Source organism: Halomonas getboli (assembly GCF_023094245.1).
GTDB lineage: Bacteria > Pseudomonadota > Gammaproteobacteria > Pseudomonadales > Halomonadaceae > Halomonas > Halomonas getboli.
This window is the reverse complement of record NZ_JALMEW010000003.1, coordinates 79,068-105,894: the sequence shown is the minus strand read 5'-3', so window position 1 is coordinate 105,894 and position 26,827 is coordinate 79,068. Positions and strand designations below refer to the sequence as shown.

Genomic DNA, 26,827 nt, shown 5'->3' with positions numbered 1-26,827 from the left:
GCAAGCGGCTCAGGCCGGCCCGCCGAGCGGCAGCCGGATGCGCGCGGCCAGCCCGCCCAGCGCGGCCGTCTCGAGGGTCAGCCGGCCGCCGTAGAGGTCCATCAGGTCCTCGACGATGGCCAGCCCCAGGCCGCTACCCGAACGCCGCTCGTCCAGCCGTGCGCCCCGGGCCAGGGCCGCCTCGCGCTGCTCGGGGGTCATGCCCGGGCCGTCGTCCTCGACGTCGAGGCAGGCCTCGCCGCCCTCGGTGGACACCCGCAGCGTCACCCGGCCCTGCGCCCAGTGCAGGGCATTCTCGAGCAGGTTGCCGACCATTTCCTGCAGGTCCTGGGCATCCACGTGCAGCGCCAGCACGTCGTCGAGCTCGGCGTCCAGGGCGATGCCGCGCCGCTCGGCGAGCCGCCCCAGGCCGTCGATCACCGGCGCCAGCGCCTCCTCGACCCGCACGCGGCCGGCCAGGGAGGCGCCGCCGGCCGCCGAGGCGCGAGCCAGATGGTGGCGCACCGCCTCGTCGAGGCGGGTCAGCTCGACGCGCAGGCGCTCGGGCTCGGGGTGACGGCCGGCCAGGGTGCCCAGCACGCTGATCGGCGTCTTCAGCGCGTGGGCCAGGTTGCCGGCGGCGGCGCGGCCGCGCTCGATCAGCCGGCGATCGCGGGCCAGCACCTCGTTCATGGCGCCGGCCAGCTCGGCCAGCTCCGCGGGCAGGCGGGTGCCGAGGCGCTGCTCGCGGCCGGCCTCGACCTCGCCCAGGTCGGCATGCAGGCGCCGCAGCGGCGCCAGCCCCCAGCGGATCTGCGCCGCCAGCCCGCCCAGCAGCAGCACACCGAGCGACAGCAGCGACAGCCACAGCAGCCATTCGAAGCGCGCCACCTCGTCGTCGAGCGGCTGGCGCGACACCGCCAGCCCGACGTTCAGCGGCCGGGGATAGCCGGCCAGCCGGACGCGCCGCTCGATCAGCCGCAGCGGTTCGCCGCGCGGCCCGGTGATGTCGTGACGCGTCACCCCGGCGCTCGCCCCGCCGAGCGGCAGCCGCTGGTCCCACAGCGAGCGCGAGACGCGGGTCGTGCCCTGACCATCGCCGACCTGCCAGTACCAGCCGGAGAACACCCGCTCGAAGCGCGCGTCGCCCAGCGAGGGCGCGACGGCCAGGCGGCCGCTCAGCGGATCGCGCTCCACCGAGGCCAGCAGCACGCGCAGCATCGAGTCCAGGCGCTCATCGAAGGAGGCGGTCACGGTCTGACGGAAGGTGTAGGCGAGCCCGCCGCCGGCCAGCGGCAGCACCACCAGCACCAGCACCCCGGCGGCCAGCAGCAGCCGGCGCGCCAGGCTCCAGCGCGACGGGATCACGTCGGTTCGTCCCCCGGCGCCACCAAGCGATAGCCCTGGCCGCGGCGGGTCTCGATCCGCTCGCCGCCGAGCTTGCGCCGCAGCCGGCTGATCTGCACGTCGATGACGTTGGAATCGGGCTCGTGGTCGCGGTCGTAGACGTGCTCGGCCAGCTCGCTGCGGCTGACCACCCGCGGCATGGCGTGCAGCAGGTAGGCCAGCAGCCGCGACTCCTGGGCGGTCAGCGAGACCGGCCGCCCGGCCAGGGTCACGCTGCCGGTATGGGTGTCGTAGGACAGGGCCCCGGCGGAGAGCACCGGGTGGGCGTGGCCGTGGCTGCGCCGCACCAGCGCATGCAGGCGAAACAGCACCTCGGCGGTCTCGAACGGCTTGGTGACGTAGTCGTCGGCTCCGGCGGAGAAGCCGGCGGCCTTGTCGGACCAGCGCTCGCGGGCGGTCAGCACCAGCACCGGCAGGTCGATGCCGTCGTCGCGCCACTGCGCCAGCCAGCGGGTGCCATCGCCATCGGGCAGGCCCAGGTCGAGCACCACGGCGTCGTAGCGCTCGGTGCGCAGCAGGTAGTCTCCCTCACCGCCCGTGCCGGCGCTTTCCACCAGCAGGCCGGCATCGCCCAGTGCCTCGGTCAGCGCCTCGGCCAGGGCGCGGTCGTCCTCGATCAGCAGTACTTTCATCGGCGTCGCATGCCCTCGATGTTCACTCCCTCGATACCCACCAGCTCCCCGCTCGCGGCGTCGAACTCGAATTCCACCAGCTGACCCTGGGGACCCAGCATCTCGATCTCGTAGTGGCGCGCGCCGTCGTCGTTGTCCAGCTCGACCTCCAGCACCTGGCCGAGGTAATGCGCCTCGAGCCAGTCGAGCACCTCGGGCAGGGGCACGATGCGGCCGGCCCGCACCGCCTCATGCAGCGCCTGCCACTCCTCTTCATCATCGGCCTGGGCATCGATCGTCGGGCCGACCAGGGCAACGACCAGCAGCAGGGCGGCGAGCGCGTCGAGGCGGCGCCGGCGTATGAATCGCGTCTTCATGTCCGCAGGGTGCCAGAAGGCGCATGAATGCACCATTAACGCCGCCGTCAGCGACGAGACAGCCGGCCCGGGGCAGGCTGGTGACACGGCGGCCGCGACGCATCGCCACATGAATCGAACATGAATGCCGGCGTCAGCCCGCGGCAAGCCAGGCAATGCGATAACGGTCGCCGAGGCCACGACGCTTCCCCCTGCCGCATCATGTTCACAAGGAGAACCACGATGAAGATGCTCACCCAATGGATCGCCCCGCTGACCCTCGCCGGCATGACCGGCACCGCCATGGCCGACGGCGGCGGGCTGAGCCAGGACGACCTGCTGCGCCTGCTCGACGGCGCCGACGCCTACGGCTTCAGCCACTACGCCGAGTTCGAGCTCGACGACGGCCATCGCCTGGAGATGGAGGGCTGGCGGGATGACGGCTGGGCGCTCGACGTCGACATGCGGGTCGAGGATGGTACGCTGCTGCACGAGGCCCAGCACAAGAGCCAGATCCCCGACTGGAGCCTCACCGGCGCCCAGCTCCGCCAGGCGTTGGCCAACGCCCAGCGATCCGGCCTCGAACGATTCTCCACCCTCGATGTCGACGGGTTCGACGACATCGAGATCGAAGGCCTCGATAGCGACGGCCGCGAGATCGAGCTGCGGCTCGATCATGATCTGAAGGTCACGGGAGAGGAACATGACTGATCGACGCCAAGGGCAAGACCACAACGCCGCCTGGCAGGCGGCCCAGCAATGGCGGGAGCGAGCGCGCCAGGCGCGCCCCACCCAGGGCATGAGCGGCCCCCGGCTGGTGCTCACCTGGCTGCTGTTCGGCGCCATGATGATCGTCGGCACCCTGCTCGGCCTGGTGTTCCTGCTGGCCGGCTGGCTGATGCTGCCCTTCCTGCGCCACCGCATGAAGAAGCGCATGGAGCAGATGCGCGCCGAGCAGGCCCAGGACGTGGGCGGCGGGGCCCGGCGCGAGGCCCCGTCACGGGAGCGCGAGGCGCGTCAGGGCAGAGGTGCCGAGCATCAGGTGCTCGAGGGCGACTACGAGGTCAAGAACGACGAGCGCTAATCCCGGCGGCGCTCGTCGCCGATCACGTCTCCGTCCCGGCGAGCCAGCTCACCGCGCAGCGCGCCCACCTCCTCGCGCAGGGCGCGCACCTCGCCGTGCAGATCGCGGATCAGCTCGCGATTGGCCCGGTGCAGGCGCGACTGCTCGTTTTCCTGGTCGTCGACGAACAGCGAGCCGACGTAGGCGGCGAAGCTGCCGAACAGCCCCACCCCGGCGATCATCAGCGCCACCGCCATCATCCGCCCCAGGGTGGTGACCGGAAAGAAGTCTCCATAGCCCACCGTGGTCACGGTCACGAAGGCCCACCACAGCGCCTCTTCGGCGGTATTGATCGAGCTGTCGGGATTGGGCCCCTCGACCAGAAGGATGGTCACCGAGCCGAAGGCCACCAGCAGCAGGGTCGCGGTGGCGGCGGAGGCGAAGATACCCTCGGCGCGATTGCGGAACAGCAGCCGCCAGATCATGTGCAGCGACTTGATCGCTCGCAGCAGGCGGATCACCTGCACCACCCGCACCAGGCGGCCGGCGAACAGCAGCCCGGCCGGGATGCTCGCCACCAGATCGATCCAGCCCCAGCGCATGAAGCGCCACTTGTCCGGGGCGGCCCGGAAGCGCACGCAGAAGTCGGCGAAGAAGAACAGGCAGACCACCAGATCGAGATAGTGCAGCAGGCGCGAGATCTCCGGTGGCAGATCGAACAGCACGTTCACGGCCAGGGCGCCGAGCACGTAGAAGGACAGCACCAGGATCATCAGCTGGAAGGGGGTCAGGCGATCGTTCATGGCATCTCGGTCGCATTCGGGGGCACGAGGCCTTCGACCTTAACCGCCCGCCGTGGCCTTGTCGCCCCCGCCGCTCGGCCGCCGGGGCGACGGCCGCCTTATTCCAGCGACTCGTAGGGCAGCCCGACGTAGTTCTCGGCGATGGTGGTGAGCCCCGCCTCGGAGCCGGTGACATAGTCGAGCTCGGCCTGCTGCATGCGAGTGCCGAAGTCCTCCTCCTCGGAGAACTTGTGCAGCATCGAGGTCATCCACCAGGAAAAGCGCTCGGCCTTCCAGATCCGCTTGAGGCAGGTCTCGGAATAGCGCGGAATCAAGTCGGTCCGACCCTCCTGGTAGACCTTGACCAGCAGCCGGTAGAGGGTGTTCACGTCGCTGGCCGCCAGGTTGAGGCCCTTGGCCCCGGTGGGCGGCACGATATGGGCGGCATCGCCGACCAGGAACAGCCGACCGTGCTGCATCGGCTCGACCACGAAGCTGCGCAGCGGGGCGATGCTCTTCTCCAGCGACGGGCCGGTGACCAGCGCCTCGGCGACCTCGTCGGGCACGCGGCGCTTGAGCTCCTCCCAGAAGCGCTCGTCCGACCAGTCCTCCACCTTCTCGTCCAGCGGCACCTGCAGGTAATAGCGGCTGCGGGTCTCGGAGCGCATGCTGCACAGCGCGAAGCCGCGCTCGTGGCGGGCGTAGATCAGCTCATCGGCCACCGGCGGCGTATCGGACAGCAGGCCCAGCCAGCCGAACGGATAGACCCGCTCGAACGCCTTGATGCGGCCCTCGGGGATCGAGCGCCGCGACACGCCGTGGTAGCCGTCGCAGCCCGCCACGTAGTCGCAGTCCAGGCGCACCGTCTCGCCGTCCTTCTCGAAGGTGACATAGGGGCGGTCGCTCTCGAGGTCGCGGGGCTGGACGTCGCCGGCCTCGTAGATCGTGGTGCCGCCGCTGGCCTCGCGGGCCGCCATCAGGTCGCGGGTCACCTCGGTCTGGCCGTAGACCATCACCCGCTTGCCGCCGGTCAGCGCGGCCAGGTCGATGCGCACCCGGCGGTTGTCGAAAGCCAGCTCGACGCCCTCGTGGGGCAGGCCCTCGGCGTCCATGCGCTCGTCCACGCCGGCCTCGCGCAGCAGGTCGACCATGCCCTGCTCCAGCACGCCGGCGCGGATGCGGCTCAGCACGTATTCGCCGCTCTTGCGCTCGAGGATGACGTTGTCGATGCCCTGCCGGCTCAGCAGCTGGCCCAGCAGCAGCCCCGAGGGGCCGGCTCCGATGATGGCGACCTGTGTCTTCATGGCGAACTCCACCGTGTAGGGGTTTATCGTTGTAGAGTTGCATTTTTCCCTTATACACCCGGCTTTATAAGGCAATTTCCCCGCCATAAATTGGACATTCCCAGCATTCATGACCGACATTGGTCGTAGCCCCCATTCAGGATGCGCCGCCATGCCCGACTCCCTCGTGCCCGTGTTCAAGCTCTACGGCGAGACCCGCCAGTGGCCGACGCCGGACCTGCTGCACTGCGAGTCGATTCCCGAGCGCAGCCAGCGCCATGACTGGCATATCCGCGCCCACCGCCACGCCGACCTCCACCACCTGCTGCATCTCTCGGCGGGCGGCGTGCGGCTGGAACTGGAGGGCGGCAGCCGGGCCTTCGACGCCCCGCTGCTGATCGTGGTACCGGCCATGAGCATCCACGGCTTCCGCTTCTCGCCGGACACCGAGGGCCATATCGTCACCCTGTCGCGCCCGCTGGTCGAAGGACTGCAGCAGCGCCTGGGCGACCAGGCAGGCGTGCTGGCCCACCCAGAGGCCCATCCCCTGACCGCGCCGCGGCAGCGCGAGCGCATCGCGACGCTGATCGCGCAGATCGACGACGAGTATCGCCACCCGGCCCCGGGCCGCCGTCGCCTGCTGGAGGCCCTGATGGAGGCACTGATCGTGGAAACGGCCAGGCTGGCCGCCCCGGCCACGAGTGCCCAGGCCCCCGCTCCCCGGCAGCGCGACGAGGCCAGGACGCACCTGCAGGCGTACCAGACGCTGATCGAGGCGCACTACGCCGAACAGCCCGGCATCGAGTGGTTCGCCGAACGCCTGGGGATCACCAGCGCCCACCTCAACCTGCTGTGCCGGCGCCTGGCGGGCCGCAGCGCGCTGCAGCTGCTCCACGAACGCCTGCTGCTGGAGGCCAAGCGCCAGCTCATCTACACCAACATGACGGTGGGCGAGGTGGCCGACGGGCTGGGCTTCTCCGAGCCTGCCTACTTCACGCGCTTCTTCAAGCGCCTCGCCGGCACGCCGCCGCGCGACTTCCGCCAGCGTCAGGGCGAAGGGCACGTCGAGGCCCCAGGGCAGCAGAGCTAGGGCGAAACGACAACGCCCGCTGCCCGACGAATCGGGCAGCGGGCGATAGGGCTCGTCCGAACGGGCCTAGAGCAGGAACAGCCCCGTCAGCGTCGGGAACAGGATCAGCAGCGCCAGGCGCACGAAGTCCGAGGCGATGAACGGCGACACGCCGCGGAAGATCTCACCCAGCCCCACGTGCGGCGCCATGGCCTTGATCACGAACACGTTCATGCCCACCGGCGGGGTGATCAGCCCCAGCTCCACGGTCAGCACCGTGACGATGCCGAACCACACCGGGTCGATGCCCAGCGACTGGATGATGGGGAACACCACCGGCACCGTGATCACCAGCATGGCGATGGAATCCATGAACATGCCCAGCACGAAGTACATCAGCAGGATGCACAGCACGACCACGATCGGCGCCAGCTCCATGCCGTAGAGGAAGTCGCTGATCGAGAACGAGATCCGCGACACCGAGATGAAGTAGCCCAGGGTGTCGGCGCCCACCAGCATGAAGAACACCACCGTCGACAGCGCCAGGGTCTCCTGCACCGCGCGCCACAGCTCGCGCCCACGCAGGCCCTTGGCCAGGGCGTAGAGCAGGGTGGCGAAGGCGCCCACGCTGGCCCCCTCGGTGGGCGTGAAGATACCGAAGTAGATGCCCAGGATCATGATCAGGAACACCGCGAAGAACGGCACCAGTCCGCCCAGCGAGGCCAGCTTCTCGCGCCACGGGGTCGACTCGCCGGCCACCGCCAGCGACGGCTTCAGGCGCATCACCACGGTCACGGTCAGGGCATACATCACCAGCCCCATCAGCCCCGGCACCAGGCCGGCCATGAACATGTCGCCCACCGACTGCTCGGTGAGGATGGCGTAGATCAGCAGCGCGATGGACGGCGGTATCATGATCCCCAGGGTGCCGCCGGCGGCCAGCGCGCCGGTGGCCAGGCCGCGATGGTAGCCGTAGCGCTCCATCTCCGGCAGCGCCACTCGGGTCATGGTGCTGGCGGTGGCCAGCGACGAGCCGGAGATCGCCGAGAACACCCCGCACGAGCCCACCGCGGCGATGGCGAGCCCGCCCTTCCATCCGCCGCAGATCACCCGGGTGGCCTGGAACAGCTTGCCGGCCATGCCGGAATGCGCCGCCAGCACGCCCATCAGGATGAACATCGGCACCGCGCTGAAGCTGTAGTTGGACAGCACCTCCACCGGCACCGTCTTGAGCTGGGCGATGGCGGCGTCCCAGCTGATCACCTGGGCGAAGCCCACCACGCCGACGATCAGCATGGTCAGCGCCACCGGCACCCGCAGGATCATCAGGATCAGCAGCGCGCCGAGCCCCAGCGCGCCGATCATTTCACTCGCCATGGGACACCTCCGCCTCGCGACCGAACAGCGCGCCGAGCAGCGCCTCGATCAGGCTGCGCACCCCGAGCAGCAGGCTCAGGACCGCGGCCGCGTAGTAGATGGGGCTCATCGGCAGGCGCAGGTCCTGGGTCACCTCGCCGTGGCCCGCGGCGCTCTGCGCCGAGTCGACCAGGCCGAGGAAGAGCACCAGGCCCAGTGCCGCGAAGCCCAGCAGGTAGACGCCGTGCAGGCGGTTCTTGATCGCCGGGGCGAGGCCGTGGGAGAAGGCCTCGACCACCACCTGGCTCTTCTCGACGTTGGCCGCCATGGCGGCCAGCAGCGAGCACAGCATCAGGTAGCTGACCAGCTCGACGCTGCCGGTCACCCGCAGCGCGATGGCGCCCTCGGTGAGCCGATACAGATAGCGGGTGCTGACGTCGGCGATGGTCACCGCCAGCAGGGCGACCAGGGCGACGCCGGCCACCACCCGACAGACGAGGGCCAGCGCGTGGCTGGCCCGTTCCAGATAGGTCGTCATCATGGCTTATTCCTGTGAGGCGCAGGCGTCACGGGCAGCCAGCGCGGCCTCGTAGACCTCACGCCCCGGCAAGCCGCGCTCCTCGAGCTCGGCGAGGTAGCCGTCAATGCCGTCCTGAAGCGGCTGCTGCCAGTCCGGATCATGCAGCGGATCGTCGATCTCGCGGAGGGTATGGCCGGCCTCGATGGCCTCCTGCTTGCCCTCGCGATCGAGGCGATCGAATACCGCGCCGGCGTTCTCGGCCCACTGCATGCCCGAGTTCTCGTCGATCACCGCCTGCTGCTCAGGGCTCAGGCGATCATAGGTGCGCTGGTTCATGGTGGCGACGAAGATCAGGGTGTAGAAGGGCACCTCGGTGTGGTAGTTCACCAGCTCGTTGATGCGAAAGCCCTTGAGCCCTTCCCAGGGGAAGCTCAGGCCGTCGATCACACCGCGCTGCATGGCGGTGTAGATGTCCGGCGCCGGCATGCCGACCGGCGTGGCGCCCATGTTCTCGAGCATCTCGCCGGCCACCGCGGTGGGCCGGCGGATACGCAGGCCATCCAGATCCGACGGCACCTGAACATCGGTGTCGACGGTGTGAATGCCGCCCGGCCCGGTGGTGAACATGAACAGCGGACGCGTGTCCTCATACTCCGAATCCAGATGGCCCTCGTCGTAGAGGGTCTGCAGCACGCAGGCGCCCTGGGTAGCGTTGTCGGCGATCCCGGGCAGCTCGACGACCTGCGACAGCGGGAAGCGCCCTGCGGTGTAGCCCTGCGCCGTAGCGCCGATATCGGCGATGCCATTGGCCGCCGCCTCGTAGATGGCGTCAGGCTTGGCCAGGGTACCGGAGGGGTACATCTCGACGCGCAGTTCACCGTCGGAGTCCTCCTCGACGGCCTTGGCCCAGGCCTCGAACAGGTCCTGATTGATGCCGGAAGCACCGGGCCAGAAGTGGGCCATGCGCAGGGTAGTGGCGGCCTGGGCGGAAGCGGTGGCCAGGCCAGCGATGGTGGCGGCCAGCAGGCAAGCGGTGAACTTGGTCTTCATGGGGCTTCTCCGAACGTCTTGTATCGTTGTGCTTCGCCACGCCGAGTTCGCATGGTGAACATGTGTTCGTTATTTAAGCCCGAAGGTAAACCACCCGATGCCAGGAAGAAAATCGACTTTGGTCGTAGTCAGGATCCATTGATCCATGACTATCAGCGCCCCCCTCCCTCCAGCACCTCGGCGTATCGCAGGCCGATCAAGGCATGCTCACGCATCAGCATCTCGGCTCGTGCTCCCTCACCGTCGCGCAACGCCTGCAAAATCAGCTCGTGCTGCATCTGCGCCAGCTGCAGCTTGCGATATTCCCTGTCCAGGCATGCCTTATCGAGGATGATCGAATCCGCCGCCGCGAACGGCAGGTGATTGTTGCGAGCGATCGCATCTCCCACGACATCGCTCCCCGCCGAGTCGACGATCGTCCCGTGGAAGCCAAGATTCAGTTCGCCCCAATCGGCGACATCGTCCTCCACGAGAAATCCCTTGGCGAGCAGCTCACGCCCTTTTTGGATCCAATGCGCCAGCCGAGCATGCAGCTCGGGCGACAGCCCCTGCTCGGCCAGGCGTCGCGCCGCCAGCCCCTCCAGGACGCCACGCACCTCCACGGCACAGTGCACGTCGGCATCGGAGAACTCGCGCACCTGAAAGCCGCGCTTGCCGGCTCGCTGCAGCAACCCCTCCTGCTCCAGGGTGCGGAAGGCCAGGCGTACCGGCGTCCTCGAGACGCCCAGCTGCTCGGCGATCGCCACCTCACCGAGCCTTTGCCCGGGGAGAAGCTCTCCTTCGCTGATCAATCGACGCAGCTGACCCACCACGCTCTTGCCACTGTTACTCACTTGATTTCCCTACCTTCATTATCGGGTCGGCCTCCTCAGCGAAAATGGATCCAACTAAAGGATAAGTTGACCTCCCCAGGATAAAAAATCTTAACTTTGGATCCAAAACACAACGACCTTGACCGAGACATCGAGGAAATCCCATGCCCCATCAAGCGCCCTATCCCAAGAATACCTGGTACGTCGCCTGCACTCCGGACGAACTGGAAGACAAGCCCCTGGGCCGCACCATCTGCAACGAGCCGATCGTCTTCTTCCGTGGAGAAGAAGGCAAGGTCGCAGCCGTCGAGGACTTCTGCCCCCACCGTGGCGCGCCGCTGTCGCTGGGCTTCGTGCGCGACGGCCAGCTGGTTTGCGGCTATCACGGCCTGGAGATGGGCTGTGACGGCAAATGCTCGAGCATGCCGGGTCAGCGAGTCAGAGGCTTCCCGAGCATTCGCGCGTATCCGGTCGAGGAACGCCACGGCTTCGTGTGGATCTGGCCGGGCGACCCGGAAAAGGCGGATACGGCGATGATTCCCGAGCTGCACTGGGCCGAGGACCCGGACTGGGCCTACGGCGGCGGGCTCTACCACATCCAGTGCGACTATCGGCTGATGATCGACAATCTCATGGACCTGACCCACGAGACCTACGTGCACGCCTCCAGCATCGGGCAGCCGGAGATCGAGGAGTCCGCTCCCGTCAACCGCACCGAGGACGATGAGGCAATCACCGAGCGTCACATGGAGCGCATCCCCGCCCCGCCCTTCTGGCAGGCCGCGCTGCGCGGCAACGGCCTGGCCGACGACGTGCCGGTGGATCGCTGGCAGATCTGCCGCTTCACGCCGCCGAGCCATGTATTGATCGAGGTAGGCGTGGCTCATGCCGGACACGGAGGATACGAGGCACCGGCGGAGGTCAAGGCATCCAGCATCGTGGTCGACTTCATCACCCCCGAGACCGATACCTCGATCTGGTACTTCTGGGGCATGGCGCGCAACTTCAATCCACACGACAAGGCGCTCACCGACCGCATCCGCGAAGGCCAGGGGCAAATCTTCTCCGAGGACCTGGAAATGCTGGAGTCCCAGCAGCGTAACCTGCTGCGCTACCCCGATCGCCAGCTGCTCAAGCTCAACATCGACGGCGGCGGCGTCCAGGCGCGACGCATCATCGACCGGATCATCCGAGAGGAAAACGCCGCATCCACCGAGGAGGCCGACTCATGAGCCCGGTTCCCCTGTCGCTGATCGTCGAGGTCAAGGCCCGCCACGAAGAGGCCCAGGACATCGTCACCTTCGAGCTGGCCGACCCCCACGGCCGGCCCCTGCCGGCCTTCGGCGCCGGCGCCCATATCGACGTCCGCGTCCCTTCACAAGATCAAGACGGCCCGATACGCCAGTACTCGCTGTGCAATCACCCCGAGGAGCGCGACCGCTACCAGATCGGCGTACTGCGCGATCCGGACTCGCGCGGCGGCTCCGAGGCCATGCACGACAAGCTTCAGGAAGGCGATCTGATCCAGATCAGCGCGCCCAAGAACCATTTCCCGCTCGAGCCGGCACAGCGCATTCTGCTGCTGGCAGGCGGCATCGGCATCACGCCGCTGCTGTGCATGGCCGAACGCTTGGCACATACCGATACCCACTTCGAATTGCACTACTGCACCCGATCGCCGGAGCGCACCGCCTTCCGCGGGCGCATCGCGACCTCCGGCTTCGCCGACCGGGTGCGCTTCCACTTCGATGACGGCGAAGCGTCACAGAAACTCGACCTGGAGGCGCTGCTCGGGACCCCCGATCCCGACGCCAGGGTCTATGTCTGCGGCCCGTCCGGCTTCATCGAGGCCGTGATGTCCACCGCCAAGACCCATGGCTGGCCAACCGACCGGCTGCACAGCGAGTACTTCGCCGGCGCCGTGACCGCCACCGATGACGACGACAGCTTCGAGGTCAGGCTCGCCAGCAGCGGCGCCAGCTACACCGTCCCGGCCGACAAGACCGTACATCAGGTGCTGGCCGAGAACGGCGTCGAGATCATGGTCTCCTGCGAACAGGGCGTATGCGGCACCTGCCTGACAGGCGTGCTGGAAGGCGAACCAGACCATCGCGACCTCTACCTCGAAGACCATGAACACGCCGCCAACGATCAGTTCACCCCCTGCTGCTCGCGCGCCAAGAGCAAGGTTCTGGTACTGGACCTCTGAGCCACTCTCCCTCCCCGATAACCACAACGACACAATGAGGATGCCATGCGACCCACTCCGATCGTAGCCGGCCTCGCCCTGGCCACCGCCCTGGCCAGCCAGGCCTCTTTCGCCGACACCACCACCCTGCGTATCGCCCACGTCTGGCCCGGCGGCTCGCTGATCGACAAGGAACTCTTCCAGGCCTGGGCCTCCAGCGTCGAGGAGGCCTCCGACGGTCGCCTGGAGGTGGAAGTCTATCCCGGTCAGACCCTGACCAAGTCCGACAAGACCTACGAGAGCACCGCCAGCGGCATCGCCGATATCGGTGCCTCGGCACAGGGCTATACCGCCGGACGTTTTCCGCTGACGCAGGTGGTCGAGCTGCCCGGCGTGTCGTCCAGCGCCGCTCAGGGCGCCTGCATCCTGCAGTCGCTCTATGACCAAGGCCAGCTGGACGACGAATACGCCGATACCCATCCACTGTTCCTGTTCACCACCGGACCAGGCTATCTGCATACCCAGGAGCGGACGATCAGAACGCCCGACGACCTGGCCGGCCTGCGCCTCCGCCGTCCCACACCGCTGGTCGGCGACATGTTCGAGCGCCTCGACGCCCAGGCGGTGGGCATGCCGGCGCCGGACGTGTTCACCGCCATGCAGCGCGGCGTGGTCGACGGGCTGAGCTTCAACTGGGAGGCCATGAAGACCTTCCGACTCAATGAGCTGGCCGATCATCACACCGAAATCCCGCTCTACGACCTGTCGCTGTTCGCCACCATGAGCCAGCGCAGCTATGAGGCACTCTCCCCGGATCTGCAACGCATCATCGATGATCACAGCGGCGCCGAATGGGCACAGCGCGCCGCCGCCGTCTACGACGAACTGATCCGCCAAGGGCGCCAGGAAGCCGAGGCGGCCGGCGACGAGATCCTGGTCATCGACAATGCCCTCGACGACCCCGAGTGGGGGCCGGTGCTGCAGGAGTCCATCGACCGCTATCTGGAGGAAGTTGGCGGTAATGCACGCGGCATCTACGACGAGGCAATGCAGCTTAAAGAAAAGTGCCCGGCATCATAAAAAAATAATCAGGCATTAACACATCAAAAAACAGATCTTTGATGTAACCGAGGCTGGCCAACCTCTAATCATCGACGACTGGCCTCTTGGGGCCCTTCTGAAACTATCGAAGCCTCCTCAACCATCTTAAATACAATTTAATTTCCAGGTTAACTAACAATGAAAAAGATCATTACCCCTCTGATCCTTCTTGGACTATCAGCAGCTTCTACCAGCGCAGCCATCGCGGATACGCAGGTAGTCATGTTGGGAACCGGCACTCCCGTTCCCCATGGGGAGCGTGCGGGCGCTGGCGTCGCCGTCGTCTACAACGATGAAGCCTATATCTTCGACGTCGGGGCTGGCGTTGTGGAACGCGCCACTCAGGCCTCAGAGCGGCTCGGCATCGAAGCACTCAGCCCCACCAATATCGACCATCTCTTCCTGACCCACCTGCATAGCGACCATGTGCTGGACTACCCGGAACTACTGGGGACCTACTGGTGGCGCCGCCAGGACCAACTCAAGGTCTTCGGTCCGGAGGGCACGCAGGCCATGAGCGAAGGTGTCTATACCATGCTGGCCGCTGACACCGAGACTCGACTGAAGGACAAGAGCCCGATCACCAACCCCGATGCGGCACGCGCCGCTGTCACCGAAATTACTGACACCGGCACGGTGTTCGAGGAGGGTGAGCTCAGGATCGAGGCCTTTGGTGTCTCCCATGGTGACTGGGACAGAGCCTATGGCTACAAGGTGACCACTCCCGACAAGACCATCGTCATTTCCGGCGACACCTCGCTCAACAAGGAAGTCGAAAGGCAAGCTGAAGGGGCCGACATCCTGATCCATGAGGTCATTAGCCGCTCCGGCTGGAAGGAGTTGCCGGAACAATGGCAAGCCTATCATCAGTACGCCCACACCCTGACCGATGAGCTGGCTGGCCTCGCCAATACTGCACAACCCGATCTTCTGGTGCTCTATCACGTACTGCACTACGGGGCGCCCATCGAGTCGGCCCTTGAGGAGGTCCAGCGTGACTATAACGGCGAGGTGGTATTGGCCGAAGATCTGGACATCTTTGACTAGGAGACTCATCCAAGCGGGGCTCGATGCATTATGTGAGCCCCGCCTCTCATCCCTACCCAGGGCGTGATGCCGCATCTCAATTCCTGACCGCCTACCTGTTTTACCCAGGCGGGCAGGCATGCCCCTCCCCTGTCCACAATAAAAACGCTAGAGAGATAACAATGCAATCATCTCACCCACTACGGATCGCTTCCCTCTCACTTGCCATCCTTCTCGCCGGTCCCGCACAGGCAGAGGAGTCCCATAGCGGCCCCAACTTCAAGGGCGAACTGGCAGCCGGCCTTCTCAACGTCGAAGATAGAGATATCGATGCCTGGGCCTTCGAGCTTGAGGCCGGCTTTGACGGTCTTTATACCTTCGATGCCCCATTCAAGCTCAGCTACGAATTCATCGCCGACTTCGCCAACGCAGCCAATGACAACGATGACCTAACATGGACCCCCGGCAATCCTGACGGCGGTATTGACGATGACATCTATATTCGCACGGCGCGCTTGCTGCTGATCAGCGACTACGGTGCCCTGCTGTTCGCCCCCCGCGCCCCTTCCGGACAGTGGAGGGATCTGTACTCAGAAATCGACAACTACCACTACAACCGCTTCCATGCCCAGACCGGCGACATTGCGATCTTCGGCCAGGCGGAGCAGGGGCGTGATGTCATCGCCTATGCGTCGCCGAAGTTCGGAGGCGGCTTTCGCTTTATCGGCGCGACCTTGACCATAGATGATCTCAATGATAACTCCGAGGATGTTTATTCCTCTCGACTGGTCTATGACAATCAGGCAGGATTGAAGGCAGGTATCGGTCACGTAATCGTCGAGGCAGAAATGCTTCCTAATGACGATGACTATCACCGCTCGGCAGCATCGCTGAGCTATGATTTCGGACGACTGGATCTGGCGGGCGTCTATGAAATCAATCGCGACCATCCCTCTGGCGATTTCGACTCCTATGGGACAAACGCCGCCTATGATCTGACCGATCGCTGGACGGCAAGCCTGGGATACGCTGAAAAGCGCCACAAGGATAATGAGGCACTAGACGAACAGGTCATCGTCACGGATATCAAGTACCACCTCAGTGATCACGCCACTCTCTTCCTTGAGACCGGCCAGTACGACAAGGCTCGAGATAATATTGCCGGCGGCATCAGTGTAAAACTCTAATATTCACTCTTCTGTACAACCTCTACTGGCGAAGCCGGAAGAGGTTGTCGACCATTCCATCAGCGGTTCTTTCTCCGCAACGCAAAAGGCCCCACTCTCCAGCAGGAGAGCGGGGCCTGAATCGTGAGACCAGGCGCTCAGAAATCGAAGAACACCGTCTCGCCCTCGCCCTGCAGGCGAATGTCGAAGCGGTATCGCACTCTACCGTCGACTTCCTCGCGCCGGGCGATCAGCGTCTGGCGGCGGGCCGGCGACTCGACGGCGTTGAGCACCGGGCAGGCGGCGTTGGCCTCGGCCTCGTCCTCGAAGTAGAGACGCGTCTGCAGCTGGATGTTCACGCCACGGGCGAAGATCGCCAGGTTGATGTGCGGCGCCATCACTCGCCCGTCGCCGCGGGTGACGGCACCCGGCTTGACGGTCTCGAGGCGCCACTCGCTGGCGCCCTCGGCGGTGGTGGCGGTGCGGCCGAAGCCGTTGAACGGCTGCTCGAGGTCGAACTCGGGCCGATACTCGCCCCGGGCGTCGGCCTGCCAGGCCTCGAGCAGGGCGTCGCGCACCAGGTCGCCGTTGCCGTCGATGACGGTGCCGACCACCTCGATGTGCTCGCCCTCGGCCTCGGGCCGGGCCATGCGGTTCCAGATTTCCTCGTCGCGCTCCGGCAGGCCGGCCACGTCCAGGGCCAGGCCGATATGCACGTACGGGCCGGCGGTCTGGGACGCGGTCTCGCGCAGCAACAGCGCGGCGGTGGGCTGGGAATTGGGCTGTTTCATGAGAGTCCCCTGATCCTGTTTCACTGAGCCTCGAACCCGCTCATTGGTTTTCGAAGTAGGTCTGCAGCTCGCCGCGTACCACCAGGTCGAAGCGGTAGGCCAGGCAGTCCATGGGGCGGCTGCGCGCCATGTCGAGACGGCCGGTCATGGTCTCGACGGCTTCGGGGTCGCGCAGGGTCTGCACGATCGGACACAGCGGGATCAGCGGATCGCCCTCGAAGTACATCTGGGTGATCAGGCGGGTGGAGATCGCCGGCCCCATCACCGAGACGTGGATATGCGCCGGGCGCCAGCTGTTGACGTCGTTGGGCCAGGGATAGGGGCCGGGCTTGACGGTGCGGAAGCGATACCAGCCCTGCTCGTCGGTGAGGCAGCGCCCCACCCCGCCGAAGTTGGGGTCGAGCGGCGCCAGGTAGCCGTCCTTCTTGTGGCGATAGCGGCCGCCGGCGTTGGCCTGCCACATTTCCACCAGGGTATGCGGTACCGGCTTGCCGAACTGGTCGACCACGCGGCCGAACATCATGATCCGCTCGCCCGCCGGCAGGCCGGCGCTGCCCGCCAGGGCGGGATCCTCGCGGAAGTTCATCAGCAGGTCGTTGTCGTAGCGACCCATGCGCAGCCGGCGGAAGTCAGGACCGGTCAACTCGGAGGCGCTGGGCGTCTGCAGGCTGACCAGGGACTGGCTCGGCGAGCGGGCGACGCTGGTCTTGTAGCCGGGGGCATAGGCCGGGGGATGCCAGTCCCGGTCGCGCTCCACGAAGCGCTTGTTGTCGTTTTGCATCTCGGGGTCTCTTGCTGGCGTGAAGGAAGACGACGCACCTCGGGCGCGCCGAACCGATGTCGGCAGTGTGGCGCCCTGTCGCAGGGCTGCCAATTGACGTCTCGCCGAGGCCTCATAACCCCAGGGTTATGAGCAATACGGTTCGACGCGGCCTCTTACCCGACGAAAGACACCAAAAGGCCCCTCGTGCGAGGGGCCTGAAGGGGGCAGGTGGACGGCGCCGGTCGGGCCACCAGTCCTGCAGGATTCCGGCTAGTGCGCCAGCATTTCCTCGGCGATTGCCTGGCCATCCAGGTCGGCGGGATAGTAGGTCGGCCAATGCTCGACCTCTTCCAGCAGCGCCCGGCGGTCGTCGCCCCAGTACAGGTGAAAATGCGCGGCGTCGTTCGGGGCGATGGCGTGATCGCTGAACTGGATGAACGCGGGGAGGGCCTCACCCCCGTCCTGCCGCTTGAAGACATAGCGCACGCCGCGATTGCCGGCCGCGTAGGTCAGGATCTCGTAGCCGTCATAGACATACTCGCCGGTACGTGCCCCTTGCGGGTCCTGGAAGGTGACCGCTTGGCCGTCGATCTCGATCCGCGCGACATCGGTCCGGTAGCCCCGCTGGTAATACGCCCGATAGTCGGCGGCGGTCCTGTCGGCGCTGTCCGCCGCCTTGGCGGCCATCACCCGATCGAGCGTGCCATCCTGCAGGTAGGGATATACCGACTGCCAGTCTCCCTGCCAGTCGTCGAGCGCACGATCCTCGACCTGCTCGTCGTCGAAGTGGCCGGCGTAGATGTCCTCGTCGTGGTGGTGATCATGGGCATGTTCGTGCTCGTGATGGCCATGCGCGTGGTCATGGTCGTGCTCGCCATCGGACGAATGCGCCAGGGCCCACTGGCTGGCGGTCACCGACAGCATGCTCATCGCCACCACGCTCAGCTTCCGGGAATATCGCGTGCTCAAGGTCTTTCCTCCGGGATCGTCGTCTCTCGATCGCGCCGGGCTCGGCGCAATAACACAACGTTATAACATAACCATTATTGCGTGCGCGATCCCCACCATCGAGAGCGTCGGGCCCGGAGCGTCTATTCGCCCGACCGGCGCTCGGCCGCCACCTCCCTCAAGGCCTCGCAGAAGGCCTCCAGCGCCAGCGAAGGCTGCATGCTGGCGTTGATGCACAGCCCCACCGAGCCGCCCTGCCCCTCCAGCGGCAACGACAGCTCGACCAGCCGGCCGGCCTCGAGCTCCTCGACCACCGCCTCCCGGGGCGCCACCCAGATCGCCTCGCTGTCGCGCGTGTAGCCCGCGCTGACCGGCAGCGACAGGGTCTCCAGCAGCCGGCCGGGGCGCTCCAGCCCATGGCGCACGAAGAAGCTGTCGACCCGCTGGCGCAGCGTGGTCTGCGGCGGCGGCAGCACCCAGGGGAACTCGACCAGCCGACCGGGCGCCAGGGAAGCGACGCCGGCCAGGGGATGGCCGGCGCGCACCACCAGTACCAGCGGCTCGTAGTAGAGATGCTCGAAGGTCAGATCGCGAATCTCGCGCGCCTCGGTCATGCGCCCCACCACCAGATCGAGCTCGCCGAGGCGCAGCTGCGAGAGCAGGAAGGCGCTGCGTCCCGTCACCACGTCGACGCCGACCGACTCCGAGGACTGGGCGGCCTGCCAGCGCCGAATGGCCCGGGGCAGCAGGCGGCTCTCCACCGTGGACAGCGCCCCCACGCGCAGCCAGCGCGCGCCCTGATGGGCATCGCCGACAGCGCCGATGCCCTCCTCCAGCGCCCGGATCGCCGGCCCGGCGTGGCGCAGGAAGGTCAGGCCGGACTGGGTCAGCGCCACGCCCTGGGCCCCGCGCTCGAACAGCTCGGCGCCGAGGATCTCCTCGAGCTCGCGGATGGTCTTGGACACCCCCGGCTGGCTGATCGCCAGGCGCTCGGCGGCGCGGGCGAAGCTGCGCTGCCGCGCCACCTCGAGAAAGGCCTGCAGATGGCGCAGCTTGATGCGTGAGCTCAGCATCGGGACTCCTCCGGCGTCAGTCCTGCGCCTCTCCCCAGCCCAGCTGCTTGGCCAGGGCGAAGGCATGATTGGCCGCCGGCACGCCGCCGTAGACGGCCACGTGCATGAGCACCTGGCGCAGCTGCGCCTCGCTGAGGCCGATGCGCCTGGCGGTCTTGAGATGCAGCTCCAGCTCCTCGCGCCCCAAGGCGGCCAGGATGCCGGTGGTGATCATGCTGCGCTCGGCACGGGAGAGGTCCTCGTTGCCCCACAGCTCGCCCCAGGCCAGGCGGGTGATCATCTGCTGGAAGGGCGCGTCGAGGCTGTTGGCGTTCTCGGTGGAGCGCGCCACGTGGGTCTCGCCCAGCACCTGCTTGCGGGTCTCGAGGCCCTCGGCGTAGGCCACGCCCTGCTCGCCGACCCGCGCGCGATCCGCGGCCATCCACTTGAGCAGCCGCTTGGCGACCATCTCCGGGGCTTCCACCGAGGGCACGTGGGCGATGCGCTCGATGACCTCGAGCGGCGCACCGTCGCACTCGGCGGCCAGGGTCTGCAGCGTCTCCGGCGGCGTCGCCATGTCCTCACTGCCGCCCAGCAGGTGCACGTCGACTCCGTGGCCCTTCAATTGGCCGCGGAAGTCGGTGCGACCAAGCATCTCGCACAGCCGCGCGTAGCTCTCGTCGTCGGTGCGGCCCATCTGCACGCACCAGCCCTGGTCCAGCGCCGGCACGCGCGCCACCAGGTCGGGCGCGAACCAGCGCGGCACGATCTCGCCGGCCATCGCCGCCAGGCCTTCCTCGCGCACGCGCCCGGCCCGGGTGCTCCACAGCTCGGCGTTGCCGATCACCGCACCGGTATTGGTCAGCGTCGCCGACAGCAGGCGATCGGCGTGCGCCTTGAGCAGCTGCTGGCCGATCACGCCGCCGATGGAGGTGCCGACGAAGTGGAAGTGCGCCGCGCCGGCCTGCTCGGCCAGGGTCAGCGCTTCGGCGGCCAGTGCCTCCGGGGTGATCTCGCCGCCGTCGGCCGGCCAGGCCTCGCTGGCGCCGTGGCCGGGCAGGTCCCAGGTCAGCACCCGGTAGCGCGGCAGCAGCGCCGCCAGCACGTCGTCCCACACCGCCTGGGTCATGCCCAGCGGATGGGCCAGGATCACCAGCGGATTGGCCTCGGCGCCGAGCAGGCGATAGGCCACGCTGCGTCCGTCGATGTTCAGAAATGCCATGCGTTCTCTCCGTACAGGAAACGGGAAGGGCCGGCGACGCCGGCCCCGGAGGCGATCTAGCGCCTCTTTTACACTCTCTCGATCAGCGTGGCGATGCCCTGCCCCACGCCGACGCACATGGTGCACAGCGCGTAGCGCTTGCCGGTCTTCTGGAGTTCCACGGCGGCGGTCTGCAGCAGACGCGCGCCGGACATGCCCAGCGGATGGCCCAGGGCGATGGCGCCGCCGTTGGGGTTCACCCGCGGATCATCGTCAGCCAGGCCCAGGTCGCGCAGGCAGGCCAGCGCCTGGGCGGCGAAGGCCTCGTTGAGCTCGATGACGTCGATCTCGTCCAGCGACACGCCGTTGCGCTCGAGCAGGCGACGCACGGCCGGCACCGGGCCGTAGCCCATGATGCGCGGCTCGACGCCGGCGGTCGCCATGCCGACGATCCTCGCCATCGGCGTCAGGCCGTGCCGCTCCACCGCCGCCTGGCTGGCGACCAGCATGGCCGCGGCGCCGTCGTTGACCCCGGAGGCATTGCCCGCGGTGACGCTGCCGCCCTCAGCCTTGAACGGCGTCGGCAGCCTGGCGAGCTTCTCGACGGTGGTGCCGGCTCGCGGGTGCTCGTCGGACTCGAAGATCAGCGGCTCCTGCTTGCGACGCGGGATCTCGATGGCGACGATCTCCTCGGCGAAGCGCCCGGCCTGCTGGGCCGCGGCGACCTTGGCCTGGGAGCGCGCGGCGAAGGCGTCCTGATCCTCACGGGAGATGCCGAACTGCTCGGCGACGTTTTCCGCGGTCTCGGGCATCGAGTGGGTCTCGTAGACCTTCTTCATCAGCGGATTGACGAAGCGCCAGCCGATGGTGGTGTCCTCGATCTGCTGGCCGCGGGCATAGGCGCTCTCGGCCTTGCCCATCACGTAGGGCGCGCGGGACATGGATTCCACGCCGCCGGCCAGGGCCAGGTCCATCTCGCCGGCCTTGATGGCGCGGAAGGCGGTGCCCACGGCGTCCATGCCCGAGCCGCACAGGCGGTTCATGGTGGTGCCGGGCACCGAGGGCGGAAGGCCCGCCAGCAGCGACGACATGCGCGCCACGTTGCGGTTGTCCTCGCCGGCCTGGTTGGCGCAGCCCATGAAGACTTCCTCGATCGCCGCGGCCTCCAGCCGGGGCGCCTCGGCCAGCACCGCCTTGAAGATGTCGGCGGCCAGGTCGTCCGGGCGCACGCTGGCCAGGGTGCCGCCGAAGCGGCCGATGGCGCTGCGACGGGGATGACAGAGATAGACGTCGGTCATGCGGTGATCTCCTGGTTTACTGGCCCGCGTGGGCTTGAGCGGTGCGATCCTTGAGCGCGCGCAGCACCTCGAGCTCGCGGGCGCTGGGCTCCGGGGTGCTCTCCAGGGTCTCGGCGAAGCGGATCTCCCAGCCGGTGGCCTCCTGGACCTGCTCGGCGGTCACGCCCGGGTGCAGCGACACCACCACCAGCTCCCTGGTCTCCGGATCCGGCTTCATCACGCACAGGTCGGTGATCACCCGGGTCGGGCCCTTGCCGATGTTGGGCACGCCGTCGCGGCCCCTGCCGTCGCGGCCGAAGCCCAGGGTGGTGATGAAATCGACCTGGTCGACGAAGGCGCGCTTGGAGTGCTTGAGGGTGATGAACACCTCGCCCGCGTTGGTGGCGATCTCCGGCGCCCCACCGCCACCCGGCAGGCGCACCTTGGGCGCGGTGTAGTCGCCGATCAGGGTGGTGTTGAGGTTGCAGTAGCGGTCGATCTGGGCGGTGCCGAGGAAGCCGACGTTGATCTTGCCGCCCTGCAGCCAGTAGCGGAACATTTCCGGCACCGAGACGGTGGTCAGCGCGGTCTCGCACAGCTCGCCGTCGCCGATCGACAGCGGCAGCACCTCGGGCTTGGTCTGCAGGGTGCCGGATTCGTAGATCAGCACCACGTCCGGGGCGTGGGTCAGGCGCGCCAGGTTGGCGGCCTCGCTGGGCAGACCGATGCCGACGAAGCAGGTGGTGCCGTTCTCCAGCGCCCGCGCGGCGGTCACCGTCATCATCTCGCCGGCGGTGTAGTCCAGGCTCTTCTCGACGTGGCTCATCAGGCAGTCTCCCCGGCGTTCATGACGTTCTCTTCGATCCACTGGGTGAAGGCATCGCGGTCGCGGGCGATGGCGTCCCACTCCTTGTAGAAGCGGTTGTTGCGCGGGTAGTAACCGTGCGCGTAGGACGGCAGCGAGCCCTGCTCGGCCACGGCGATGGCGTCGATGGCCCAGCCCGGGATCACGCAGGCATTGGGATGCGTATCGAGATCGTCGACGACTTCCTCGACGGTGACGATGCTGTGCGTGGCGGCCAGAATCGCCTCCTTCTGCACGCCGACGATGCCCTCGACCAGCACGTTGCCGGCACGGTCGGCCTTCTGGGCGTGAACGATGGAGACATCGGGGCGCACGGACGGCACCGCGGCCAGGCGCTCGCCGGTGAAGGGGCACTCGATGAACCTGATCTGGTCGTTGACGTTGGGCAGCTCGCTGCCGACGTAGCCGCGCAGCACGGCCAGCGGCAGCCCGGCGGCGCCGGCCTCGAAGGCGCAGGCCATGGCGGCGTGGCTGTGCTCGAGGATCTCGACCTTGTGCGGCCAGCCCTTCTCCACCGCGTCGCGCAGGCGGTGCAGCGAGCCCACGCCGGGATTGCCGCCCCAGGAGAAGATCACCTTCCTCGCGCAGCCGGCGCCGATCAGCTGGTCGTAGACCAGGTCCGGCGTCATGCGGATCAGGGTCAGGTCGCGCTTGCCCTGGCGGATGACTTCGTGCCCGGCGGCGAAGGGAATCAGGTGGGTGAAGCCCTCCATGGCCACGGTGGCGCCGTCTTCGACGTAGCGCGCCACCGCGTCATGCAGGCTGAGGATCTCGGCCATGATAGTCGCCTCTGGTGGGAACGCCCGGATCGAGGAGTGTGCAGGGATCGCCGGCGTTCACGGTTGCTGTTCGATCTCCATGCGCGCCGAAGAGTTCGCTATACGCACATAGATTTGCAGTACGAACAAATTAATCCGCACGCCCGGCGGCGTCAAACGCCGGAAACGCCAGGAGCCGGCACGGCCGGCTCCTGTCATTGCTCGAATTCCCATTTTTTTCAGCGAGTTACTCAGCCTTCCAGCCAGCGGACCGCGCGCGCGACCTGGGCCTTGCTGCTACCAAGGTATAAGGCTGGATCCGTGGCGGCCTCGAGCTCATCGCGGGTGATCTCGCCCGCCAGCTCGGCGTGCCGCTCCCCCAGCAGCGCCTCCAGGGCCTGCGCATAGGGGCACGCCGCCTGCCGGGCGCGCTCGGACGCATCCGCCGCCAGCGCCTTGGCGGCATCGGGGCCCAGCTGCGGCGTCAGCCGCCGCGCCACCGGCTCGGCCATGATCGCGCCGCCGGTCACCGCGAGATTGCGGCGCATGGCCTCGGCGTTGACCTCCAGCCCCTCGAGCAGCACGGCGGACTGCTCCAGCGCGCCTTCCAGCAGCAGCACGCCGTCGACCAGCGGCGTCCACTCGGCGTGCCACTCGCCGAGCCCGCGCTCCAGCGGCTGCGCCGTGGCGTTGAGGATCACCGAGGTGTGGCCATGGACCCGGCGGCAGGCCCCGCGGATCATCGCGCAGCGCACCGGATTGCGCTTGTGGGGCATCGACGACGATTCGCCCATGCCCTCGCCGGCGGGTTCGGCCACCTCGCCGAGCTCGGTCTGGGTCAGCAGCGAGACATCCAGCGCCAGTTTCTCGGCGGCGCCGGCCAGCGCATCGACACCGCTGGCCAGGGCATGGATCGGCTGGCGATCGGTGTGCCAGGGCAGCACCGGCGCCGCCAGGCCGAGCCGCGCGGCGAGGCCGTCCATGACGCTGAGGCCGAGGCCCTCCCGGCCCGGCCCGTCTAAACCGGAGTGCACGCCCACCGCGCCGCCGAACTGCACCGGCAGCGTCAGCCCGACCAGCCGCCGGCGCCCCTCCTCGAGGCCCAGCGCCCAGTGGGCCACCTTGACGCCGAAGGTGATCGGCAGCGCCTGCTGCATCAGCGTGCGCCCCACCATCACGGTCTCGTCGTGGCGCGCCATCAGCGCGATGCCGGCGGCTCGGCAGCGCACGAGCAGCGCATCGAGCCGCGCCAGGCGCGGCGCGAGCAGCAGCATCAGGGCGCTGTCGACCACGTCCTGGCTGGTGGCGCCGAGGTGCCAGTAGCGCTTGAGATCGTCGGGCAGCGCGGCGCGGCCGGCCTTGACGAAGGGAATGGCGGCGTTGCCGCCGCTGGCGATGCCCGCGGTGATGGCGGGCACGTCGAAGGCATGCCCTTCCAGATGGGCCCGCATGCGCTCGGCGGTGCCGGTGGGGATGACGCCCTCGGCCTCCTGGGTCTCGGCCAGGGCCAGCTCGAAGGCCAGCATCGCGCCGACGAAGTCCTCGTCGCGGCTGGCCGCCTGGGCCTCCTGGCTCATGAAGGGGGACTGGAGCATATCGACGGGCATGGCAGAATCTCCGCGGTGGGCAGGAAGTGGCAATCTAGAGCGGCCATGGCGACCCTGACTAAAGTCGCACAAGTGTTCGCATTTCGAACATTATGCTAGATTGTTGGCGGATGCCCCATCAACTCGATACGGACAACCTGCGATGATGCGCCCATGCAAGACGACACCCTGACCCCGGACGATCGCGACTTCGTCACCGCCCTGGCCAGCGGCCTTGAGGTGATCCAGGCCTTCGACGACGACACGCCGCGCATGACGCTGAGCGAGGTCGCGACCAAGACCGGCATGAACCGCGCCCGGGCCCGCCGCTTCCTGCTCACGCTCCACGCCCTGGGCTACGTGCGCAAGCAGCAGCGCCACTTCGAGCTGACGCCCAAGGTGCTGCAGCTCGGCTATTCGTATCTGTCGGCCAACAATTATCGCTCGGTGATCCAACAATACCTGGAGGACATCACCGAGGAGATCGGCGAATCCTCGTCGCTGGGCGTGCTCGACGGCGATAACGTGACCTACGTGTGCCGCTCGTCGGCCAAGCACCGCCTGATGGCGATCACCCTGTCGGTCGGCACCCGGCTGCCGGCCGCCTACACCTCCATGGGGCGGGTGCTGCTGGCCCAGCTGCCCGACGACGAGCTCGACGCCTACCTCGAGCGAGTCACGCTCGAGGCCCACACCGAGCGTTCGATCATCGACAAGGCCCAGCTGCGCAACTGCATCGAGCAGGTTCGTCAGCAGGGCTACAGCATCGTCGATCAGGAACTGGACCCGGCGCTGCGCTCGCTGGCGGTGCCGGCCTTCGACGCCAACGGCCATCTGCTCGGCGCCATCAACGTCAGCACCAATGCTGCGCGCATCGACTTCGAGACCTTGACCCACCGTTTCCTGCCGCTGCTGCAGGACAAGGTGGCGCTGATCCGGACCCACGTAAGCTGACCGTCACACCAGATCGGGACGACCCACGGCGTCCCCATCCAGAGGAACCTCATGGCTTCAAGCTTGATCGAGCGCACAATGGGCATACTGGACGCCCTCTCTGCCGATGCCCGCGGCCTTCCCCTGCAGACGCTCGCCCAACGGCTGGAGATTCCCAAGAGCGCCGCTCATCGCATCTGCCAGGAATTGATTCGCCTGGGCTACGTGCGCCAGGAGCCACTCAGCGCCCACTACCAGCTGACCACCCGCCTGGTGGCCCTGGGCAGCCGCTTCCTGGCCAGCAGCGGTGCGCCCGACATCGTCCAGCCGATCCTCGACCGGCTGGCCGAGGAATCGGGTGAGCTGGTGCGCCTGGGGATCATCGAGAACCAGCGCCAGATCTGGATCGCCAAGGCCCAGGGGGCCCGCTCCGGACTGCGCTACGATCCCGACATGGGGCGCGAGGCGCCGCTGTTCTGCACCGCCTCTGGCCACGCCTGGCTGGCGCGGCTCAGCAACCAGGAGGCGCTCGCCCTGGTCGAGGCACAGGACACCGGCCCGGCGGACGACTACGGCCCCCAGGCGCCCCGCTCCGATGACGAGATTCTCGACTACCTGAACCGGACCCGTACCCATGGCTACAGCTGGCAGGTGGAGCATGCGGGCGTCGGCACAGCGGCACTCGCGGTGGCAGTACTCCACCCGCTGAACGGGCAGGTGCTCGGCACCCTCAGCGTCGCCGGGCCCAGCGTGCGCCTCGACGAGCCACGCATGCATCGCCTGGCGCCCAGCCTGCGCCAGGCCGCCGAAGAGCTGGCCCAGGCCTGGCTGTCCTCGCGACTCTTCACCTGATCCCGTCACCCGGCACGACAGCAAGGAGGCTT

28 protein-coding genes are annotated in these 26,827 nt (G+C 67.5%); 10 read left to right on the top strand and 18 right to left on the bottom strand.

The window, feature by feature from the left end:
* Positions 1 to 9: 9 nt before the first annotated feature.
* The 3 genes from MYL53_RS07955 to MYL53_RS07945 are packed head-to-tail and all read right to left on the bottom strand — an operon-like array spanning position 10 to position 2,374.
* Positions 10 to 1,347 carry a sensor histidine kinase gene (locus MYL53_RS07955; protein ID WP_247853095.1) on the bottom strand — a complete coding sequence of 446 codons (1,338 nt, stop codon included), beginning with the start codon at positions 1,345 to 1,347 and terminating at the stop codon, positions 10 to 12.
* Entirely contained in the window at positions 1,344 to 2,018 is a 675-nt protein-coding gene (locus MYL53_RS07950) for a response regulator transcription factor (protein WP_247853094.1), read from the bottom strand. Before MYL53_RS07950 ends, MYL53_RS07955 begins: the two co-directional genes overlap by 4 nt.
* Positions 2,015 to 2,374 (bottom strand): PepSY domain-containing protein, encoded by a 360-nt coding sequence (locus MYL53_RS07945; protein WP_247853093.1) that lies wholly within the window; start codon positions 2,372 to 2,374, stop codon positions 2,015 to 2,017. Before MYL53_RS07945 ends, MYL53_RS07950 begins: the two co-directional genes overlap by 4 nt.
* A gap of 222 nt (positions 2,375 to 2,596) precedes the next feature.
* Here MYL53_RS07945 and MYL53_RS07940 point away from each other — a divergent pair, with 222 nt between their 5' ends.
* Positions 2,597 to 3,064, top strand: a complete 468-nt coding sequence (locus MYL53_RS07940) for a hypothetical protein (RefSeq protein ID WP_247853092.1) — start codon at positions 2,597 to 2,599, stop codon at positions 3,062 to 3,064.
* Positions 3,057 to 3,437 (top strand): hypothetical protein, encoded by a 381-nt coding sequence (locus MYL53_RS07935; protein WP_247853091.1) that lies wholly within the window; start codon positions 3,057 to 3,059, stop codon positions 3,435 to 3,437. Before MYL53_RS07940 ends, MYL53_RS07935 begins: the two co-directional genes overlap by 8 nt.
* On the opposite strand, the gene MYL53_RS07930 is transcribed toward MYL53_RS07935, so the two are convergent.
* Together MYL53_RS07930 and pobA are read right to left on the bottom strand one after the other, a co-directional pair.
* Positions 3,434 to 4,219, bottom strand: coding sequence for an ion transporter (locus MYL53_RS07930; protein ID WP_247853090.1), 786 nt, complete (start codon positions 4,217 to 4,219; stop codon positions 3,434 to 3,436). The genes MYL53_RS07935 and MYL53_RS07930 overlap by 4 nt on opposite strands.
* Positions 4,220 to 4,317: 98 nt before the next feature.
* Positions 4,318 to 5,502 carry a 4-hydroxybenzoate 3-monooxygenase gene (gene pobA / locus MYL53_RS07925; protein WP_247853089.1) on the bottom strand — a complete coding sequence of 395 codons (1,185 nt, stop codon included), beginning with the start codon at positions 5,500 to 5,502 and terminating at the stop codon, positions 4,318 to 4,320.
* A 151-nt stretch (positions 5,503 to 5,653) separates the two neighbouring features.
* On the opposite strand from pobA, the gene MYL53_RS07920 reads away from it, so the two are divergent.
* A complete protein-coding gene (locus tag MYL53_RS07920; RefSeq protein ID WP_247853088.1) occupies positions 5,654 to 6,571 on the top strand; it encodes a helix-turn-helix domain-containing protein in 918 nt (305 codons plus the stop codon).
* A 66-nt stretch (positions 6,572 to 6,637) separates the two neighbouring features.
* Here the strand turns inward: MYL53_RS07920 and MYL53_RS07915 are convergent, their stop codons facing one another.
* The 4 genes from MYL53_RS07915 to MYL53_RS07900 form a co-directional block, all read right to left on the bottom strand.
* Positions 6,638 to 7,927 (bottom strand): TRAP transporter large permease, encoded by a 1,290-nt coding sequence (locus MYL53_RS07915; protein ID WP_247853087.1) that lies wholly within the window; start codon positions 7,925 to 7,927, stop codon positions 6,638 to 6,640.
* Complete coding sequence (locus MYL53_RS07910; RefSeq protein WP_345740362.1) at positions 7,917 to 8,447, bottom strand: TRAP transporter small permease; 531 nt, start codon at positions 8,445 to 8,447, stop codon at positions 7,917 to 7,919. Before MYL53_RS07910 ends, MYL53_RS07915 begins: the two co-directional genes overlap by 11 nt.
* Before the next feature lie 3 nt (positions 8,448 to 8,450).
* A complete protein-coding gene (locus tag MYL53_RS07905) occupies positions 8,451 to 9,476 on the bottom strand; it encodes a TRAP transporter substrate-binding protein (protein ID WP_247853086.1) in 1,026 nt (341 codons plus the stop codon).
* A gap of 152 nt (positions 9,477 to 9,628) precedes the next feature.
* The gene (locus MYL53_RS07900; RefSeq protein WP_247853085.1) at positions 9,629 to 10,309 is read right to left on the bottom strand and encodes a GntR family transcriptional regulator; all 681 of its coding nucleotides are present in this window, start codon (positions 10,307 to 10,309) and stop codon (positions 9,629 to 9,631) included.
* Positions 10,310 to 10,452: 143 nt separating this feature from the next.
* Here MYL53_RS07900 and MYL53_RS07895 point away from each other — a divergent pair, with 143 nt between their 5' ends.
* The 5 genes from MYL53_RS07895 to MYL53_RS07875 all read left to right on the top strand — a co-directional run bounded on the left by MYL53_RS07895 (position 10,453) and on the right by MYL53_RS07875 (position 15,790).
* Positions 10,453 to 11,520, top strand: a complete 1,068-nt coding sequence (locus MYL53_RS07895) for an aromatic ring-hydroxylating dioxygenase subunit alpha (protein WP_247853084.1) — start codon at positions 10,453 to 10,455, stop codon at positions 11,518 to 11,520.
* Entirely contained in the window at positions 11,517 to 12,497 is a 981-nt protein-coding gene (locus MYL53_RS07890; RefSeq protein ID WP_247853083.1) for a PDR/VanB family oxidoreductase, read from the top strand. The genes MYL53_RS07895 and MYL53_RS07890 overlap by 4 nt, the downstream gene beginning before the upstream one ends.
* A gap of 45 nt (positions 12,498 to 12,542) precedes the next feature.
* Entirely contained in the window at positions 12,543 to 13,556 is a 1,014-nt protein-coding gene (locus MYL53_RS07885) for a TRAP transporter substrate-binding protein (RefSeq protein ID WP_247853082.1), read from the top strand.
* A 159-nt stretch (positions 13,557 to 13,715) separates the two neighbouring features.
* Positions 13,716 to 14,624 carry an MBL fold metallo-hydrolase gene (locus MYL53_RS07880; RefSeq protein WP_247853081.1) on the top strand — a complete coding sequence of 303 codons (909 nt, stop codon included), beginning with the start codon at positions 13,716 to 13,718 and terminating at the stop codon, positions 14,622 to 14,624.
* 161 nt (positions 14,625 to 14,785) lie between these two features.
* Positions 14,786 to 15,790: a porin gene (locus MYL53_RS07875; protein ID WP_247853080.1), complete on the top strand. Its 1,005-nt coding sequence runs from the start codon at positions 14,786 to 14,788 to the stop codon at positions 15,788 to 15,790.
* 137 nt (positions 15,791 to 15,927) lie between these two features.
* On the opposite strand, the gene pcaG is transcribed toward MYL53_RS07875, so the two are convergent.
* From pcaG to MYL53_RS07830, 9 genes are all read right to left on the bottom strand, one after another.
* Positions 15,928 to 16,560: a protocatechuate 3,4-dioxygenase subunit alpha gene (gene pcaG, locus MYL53_RS07870; RefSeq protein WP_247853079.1), complete on the bottom strand. Its 633-nt coding sequence runs from the start codon at positions 16,558 to 16,560 to the stop codon at positions 15,928 to 15,930.
* A gap of 40 nt (positions 16,561 to 16,600) precedes the next feature.
* A complete protein-coding gene (pcaH, locus tag MYL53_RS07865) occupies positions 16,601 to 17,341 on the bottom strand; it encodes a protocatechuate 3,4-dioxygenase subunit beta (protein ID WP_247853078.1) in 741 nt (246 codons plus the stop codon).
* Positions 17,342 to 17,593: 252 nt separating this feature from the next.
* Positions 17,594 to 18,292 (bottom strand): ZinT family metal-binding protein, encoded by a 699-nt coding sequence (locus MYL53_RS07860; protein ID WP_282103442.1) that lies wholly within the window; start codon positions 18,290 to 18,292, stop codon positions 17,594 to 17,596.
* Between the two features lie 122 nt (positions 18,293 to 18,414).
* Positions 18,415 to 19,344 carry a pca operon transcription factor PcaQ gene (gene pcaQ, locus MYL53_RS07855; RefSeq protein WP_247853077.1) on the bottom strand — a complete coding sequence of 310 codons (930 nt, stop codon included), beginning with the start codon at positions 19,342 to 19,344 and terminating at the stop codon, positions 18,415 to 18,417.
* A 16-nt stretch (positions 19,345 to 19,360) separates the two neighbouring features.
* A complete protein-coding gene (locus MYL53_RS07850; RefSeq protein WP_247853076.1) occupies positions 19,361 to 20,545 on the bottom strand; it encodes an alpha/beta fold hydrolase in 1,185 nt (394 codons plus the stop codon).
* Positions 20,546 to 20,613: 68 nt separating this feature from the next.
* Complete coding sequence (pcaF, locus tag MYL53_RS07845; protein ID WP_247853075.1) at positions 20,614 to 21,822, bottom strand: 3-oxoadipyl-CoA thiolase; 1,209 nt, start codon at positions 21,820 to 21,822, stop codon at positions 20,614 to 20,616.
* A gap of 16 nt (positions 21,823 to 21,838) precedes the next feature.
* On the bottom strand, positions 21,839 to 22,627 hold the full coding sequence (locus tag MYL53_RS07840) for a CoA-transferase subunit beta (RefSeq protein ID WP_247853074.1): 789 nt from the start codon (positions 22,625 to 22,627) through the stop codon (positions 21,839 to 21,841).
* Positions 22,627 to 23,445 carry a CoA transferase subunit A gene (locus MYL53_RS07835; protein WP_247853073.1) on the bottom strand — a complete coding sequence of 273 codons (819 nt, stop codon included), beginning with the start codon at positions 23,443 to 23,445 and terminating at the stop codon, positions 22,627 to 22,629. The genes MYL53_RS07840 and MYL53_RS07835 overlap by 1 nt, the downstream gene beginning before the upstream one ends.
* 230 nt (positions 23,446 to 23,675) lie before the next feature.
* Positions 23,676 to 25,031 (bottom strand): class-II fumarase/aspartase family protein, encoded by a 1,356-nt coding sequence (locus MYL53_RS07830; RefSeq protein ID WP_247853072.1) that lies wholly within the window; start codon positions 25,029 to 25,031, stop codon positions 23,676 to 23,678.
* Positions 25,032 to 25,184: 153 nt separating this feature from the next.
* Between MYL53_RS07830 and MYL53_RS07825 the strand changes: the two genes are divergently transcribed.
* Both MYL53_RS07825 and MYL53_RS07820 read left to right on the top strand, forming a co-directional pair.
* Positions 25,185 to 25,964, top strand: coding sequence for an IclR family transcriptional regulator domain-containing protein (locus MYL53_RS07825; protein WP_247853071.1), 780 nt, complete (start codon positions 25,185 to 25,187; stop codon positions 25,962 to 25,964).
* Positions 25,965 to 26,042: 78 nt separating this feature from the next.
* On the top strand, positions 26,043 to 26,795 hold the full coding sequence (locus MYL53_RS07820) for an IclR family transcriptional regulator (RefSeq protein WP_247853070.1): 753 nt from the start codon (positions 26,043 to 26,045) through the stop codon (positions 26,793 to 26,795).
* Positions 26,796 to 26,827: the final 32 nt, after the last annotated feature.

Excerpts from the sequence above, each read along its gene's own strand:
- MYL53_RS07840 (WP_247853074.1), bottom strand. The coding sequence starts at position 22,627 with ATGAGCCACGTCGAGAAGAGCCTGGACTACACCGCCGGCGAGATGATG.
- MYL53_RS07880 (WP_247853081.1), top strand. The coding sequence starts at position 13,716 with ATGAAAAAGATCATTACCCCTCTGATCCTTCTTGGACTATCAGCAGCT.
- MYL53_RS07890 (WP_247853083.1), top strand. The coding sequence starts at position 11,517 with ATGAGCCCGGTTCCCCTGTCGCTGATCGTCGAGGTCAAGGCCCGCCAC.
- MYL53_RS07910 (WP_345740362.1), bottom strand. The coding sequence starts at position 8,447 with ATGATGACGACCTATCTGGAACGGGCCAGCCACGCGCTGGCCCTCGTC.
- MYL53_RS07830 (WP_247853072.1), bottom strand. The coding sequence starts at position 25,031 with ATGCCCGTCGATATGCTCCAGTCCCCCTTCATGAGCCAGGAGGCCCAG.
- MYL53_RS07950 (WP_247853094.1), bottom strand. The coding sequence starts at position 2,018 with ATGAAAGTACTGCTGATCGAGGACGACCGCGCCCTGGCCGAGGCGCTG.
- MYL53_RS07895 (WP_247853084.1), top strand. The coding sequence starts at position 10,453 with ATGCCCCATCAAGCGCCCTATCCCAAGAATACCTGGTACGTCGCCTGC.
- pcaH (WP_247853078.1), bottom strand. The coding sequence starts at position 17,341 with ATGCAAAACGACAACAAGCGCTTCGTGGAGCGCGACCGGGACTGGCAT.
- pcaQ (WP_247853077.1), bottom strand. The coding sequence starts at position 19,344 with ATGCTGAGCTCACGCATCAAGCTGCGCCATCTGCAGGCCTTTCTCGAG.
- MYL53_RS07875 (WP_247853080.1), top strand. The coding sequence starts at position 14,786 with ATGCAATCATCTCACCCACTACGGATCGCTTCCCTCTCACTTGCCATC.
- pcaG (WP_247853079.1), bottom strand. The coding sequence starts at position 16,560 with ATGAAACAGCCCAATTCCCAGCCCACCGCCGCGCTGTTGCTGCGCGAG.
- pcaF (WP_247853075.1), bottom strand. The coding sequence starts at position 21,822 with ATGACCGACGTCTATCTCTGTCATCCCCGTCGCAGCGCCATCGGCCGC.
- MYL53_RS07915 (WP_247853087.1), bottom strand. The coding sequence starts at position 7,927 with ATGGCGAGTGAAATGATCGGCGCGCTGGGGCTCGGCGCGCTGCTGATC.
- MYL53_RS07885 (WP_247853082.1), top strand. The coding sequence starts at position 12,543 with ATGCGACCCACTCCGATCGTAGCCGGCCTCGCCCTGGCCACCGCCCTG.
- MYL53_RS07920 (WP_247853088.1), top strand. The coding sequence starts at position 5,654 with ATGCCCGACTCCCTCGTGCCCGTGTTCAAGCTCTACGGCGAGACCCGC.
- MYL53_RS07825 (WP_247853071.1), top strand. The coding sequence starts at position 25,185 with ATGCAAGACGACACCCTGACCCCGGACGATCGCGACTTCGTCACCGCC.
- MYL53_RS07905 (WP_247853086.1), bottom strand. The coding sequence starts at position 9,476 with ATGAAGACCAAGTTCACCGCTTGCCTGCTGGCCGCCACCATCGCTGGC.
- MYL53_RS07940 (WP_247853092.1), top strand. The coding sequence starts at position 2,597 with ATGAAGATGCTCACCCAATGGATCGCCCCGCTGACCCTCGCCGGCATG.
- MYL53_RS07930 (WP_247853090.1), bottom strand. The coding sequence starts at position 4,219 with ATGAACGATCGCCTGACCCCCTTCCAGCTGATGATCCTGGTGCTGTCC.
- MYL53_RS07820 (WP_247853070.1), top strand. The coding sequence starts at position 26,043 with ATGGGCATACTGGACGCCCTCTCTGCCGATGCCCGCGGCCTTCCCCTG.
- MYL53_RS07850 (WP_247853076.1), bottom strand. The coding sequence starts at position 20,545 with ATGGCATTTCTGAACATCGACGGACGCAGCGTGGCCTATCGCCTGCTC.
- pobA (WP_247853089.1), bottom strand. The coding sequence starts at position 5,502 with ATGAAGACACAGGTCGCCATCATCGGAGCCGGCCCCTCGGGGCTGCTG.
- MYL53_RS07935 (WP_247853091.1), top strand. The coding sequence starts at position 3,057 with ATGACTGATCGACGCCAAGGGCAAGACCACAACGCCGCCTGGCAGGCG.
- MYL53_RS07835 (WP_247853073.1), bottom strand. The coding sequence starts at position 23,445 with ATGGCCGAGATCCTCAGCCTGCATGACGCGGTGGCGCGCTACGTCGAA.
- MYL53_RS07945 (WP_247853093.1), bottom strand. The coding sequence starts at position 2,374 with ATGAAGACGCGATTCATACGCCGGCGCCGCCTCGACGCGCTCGCCGCC.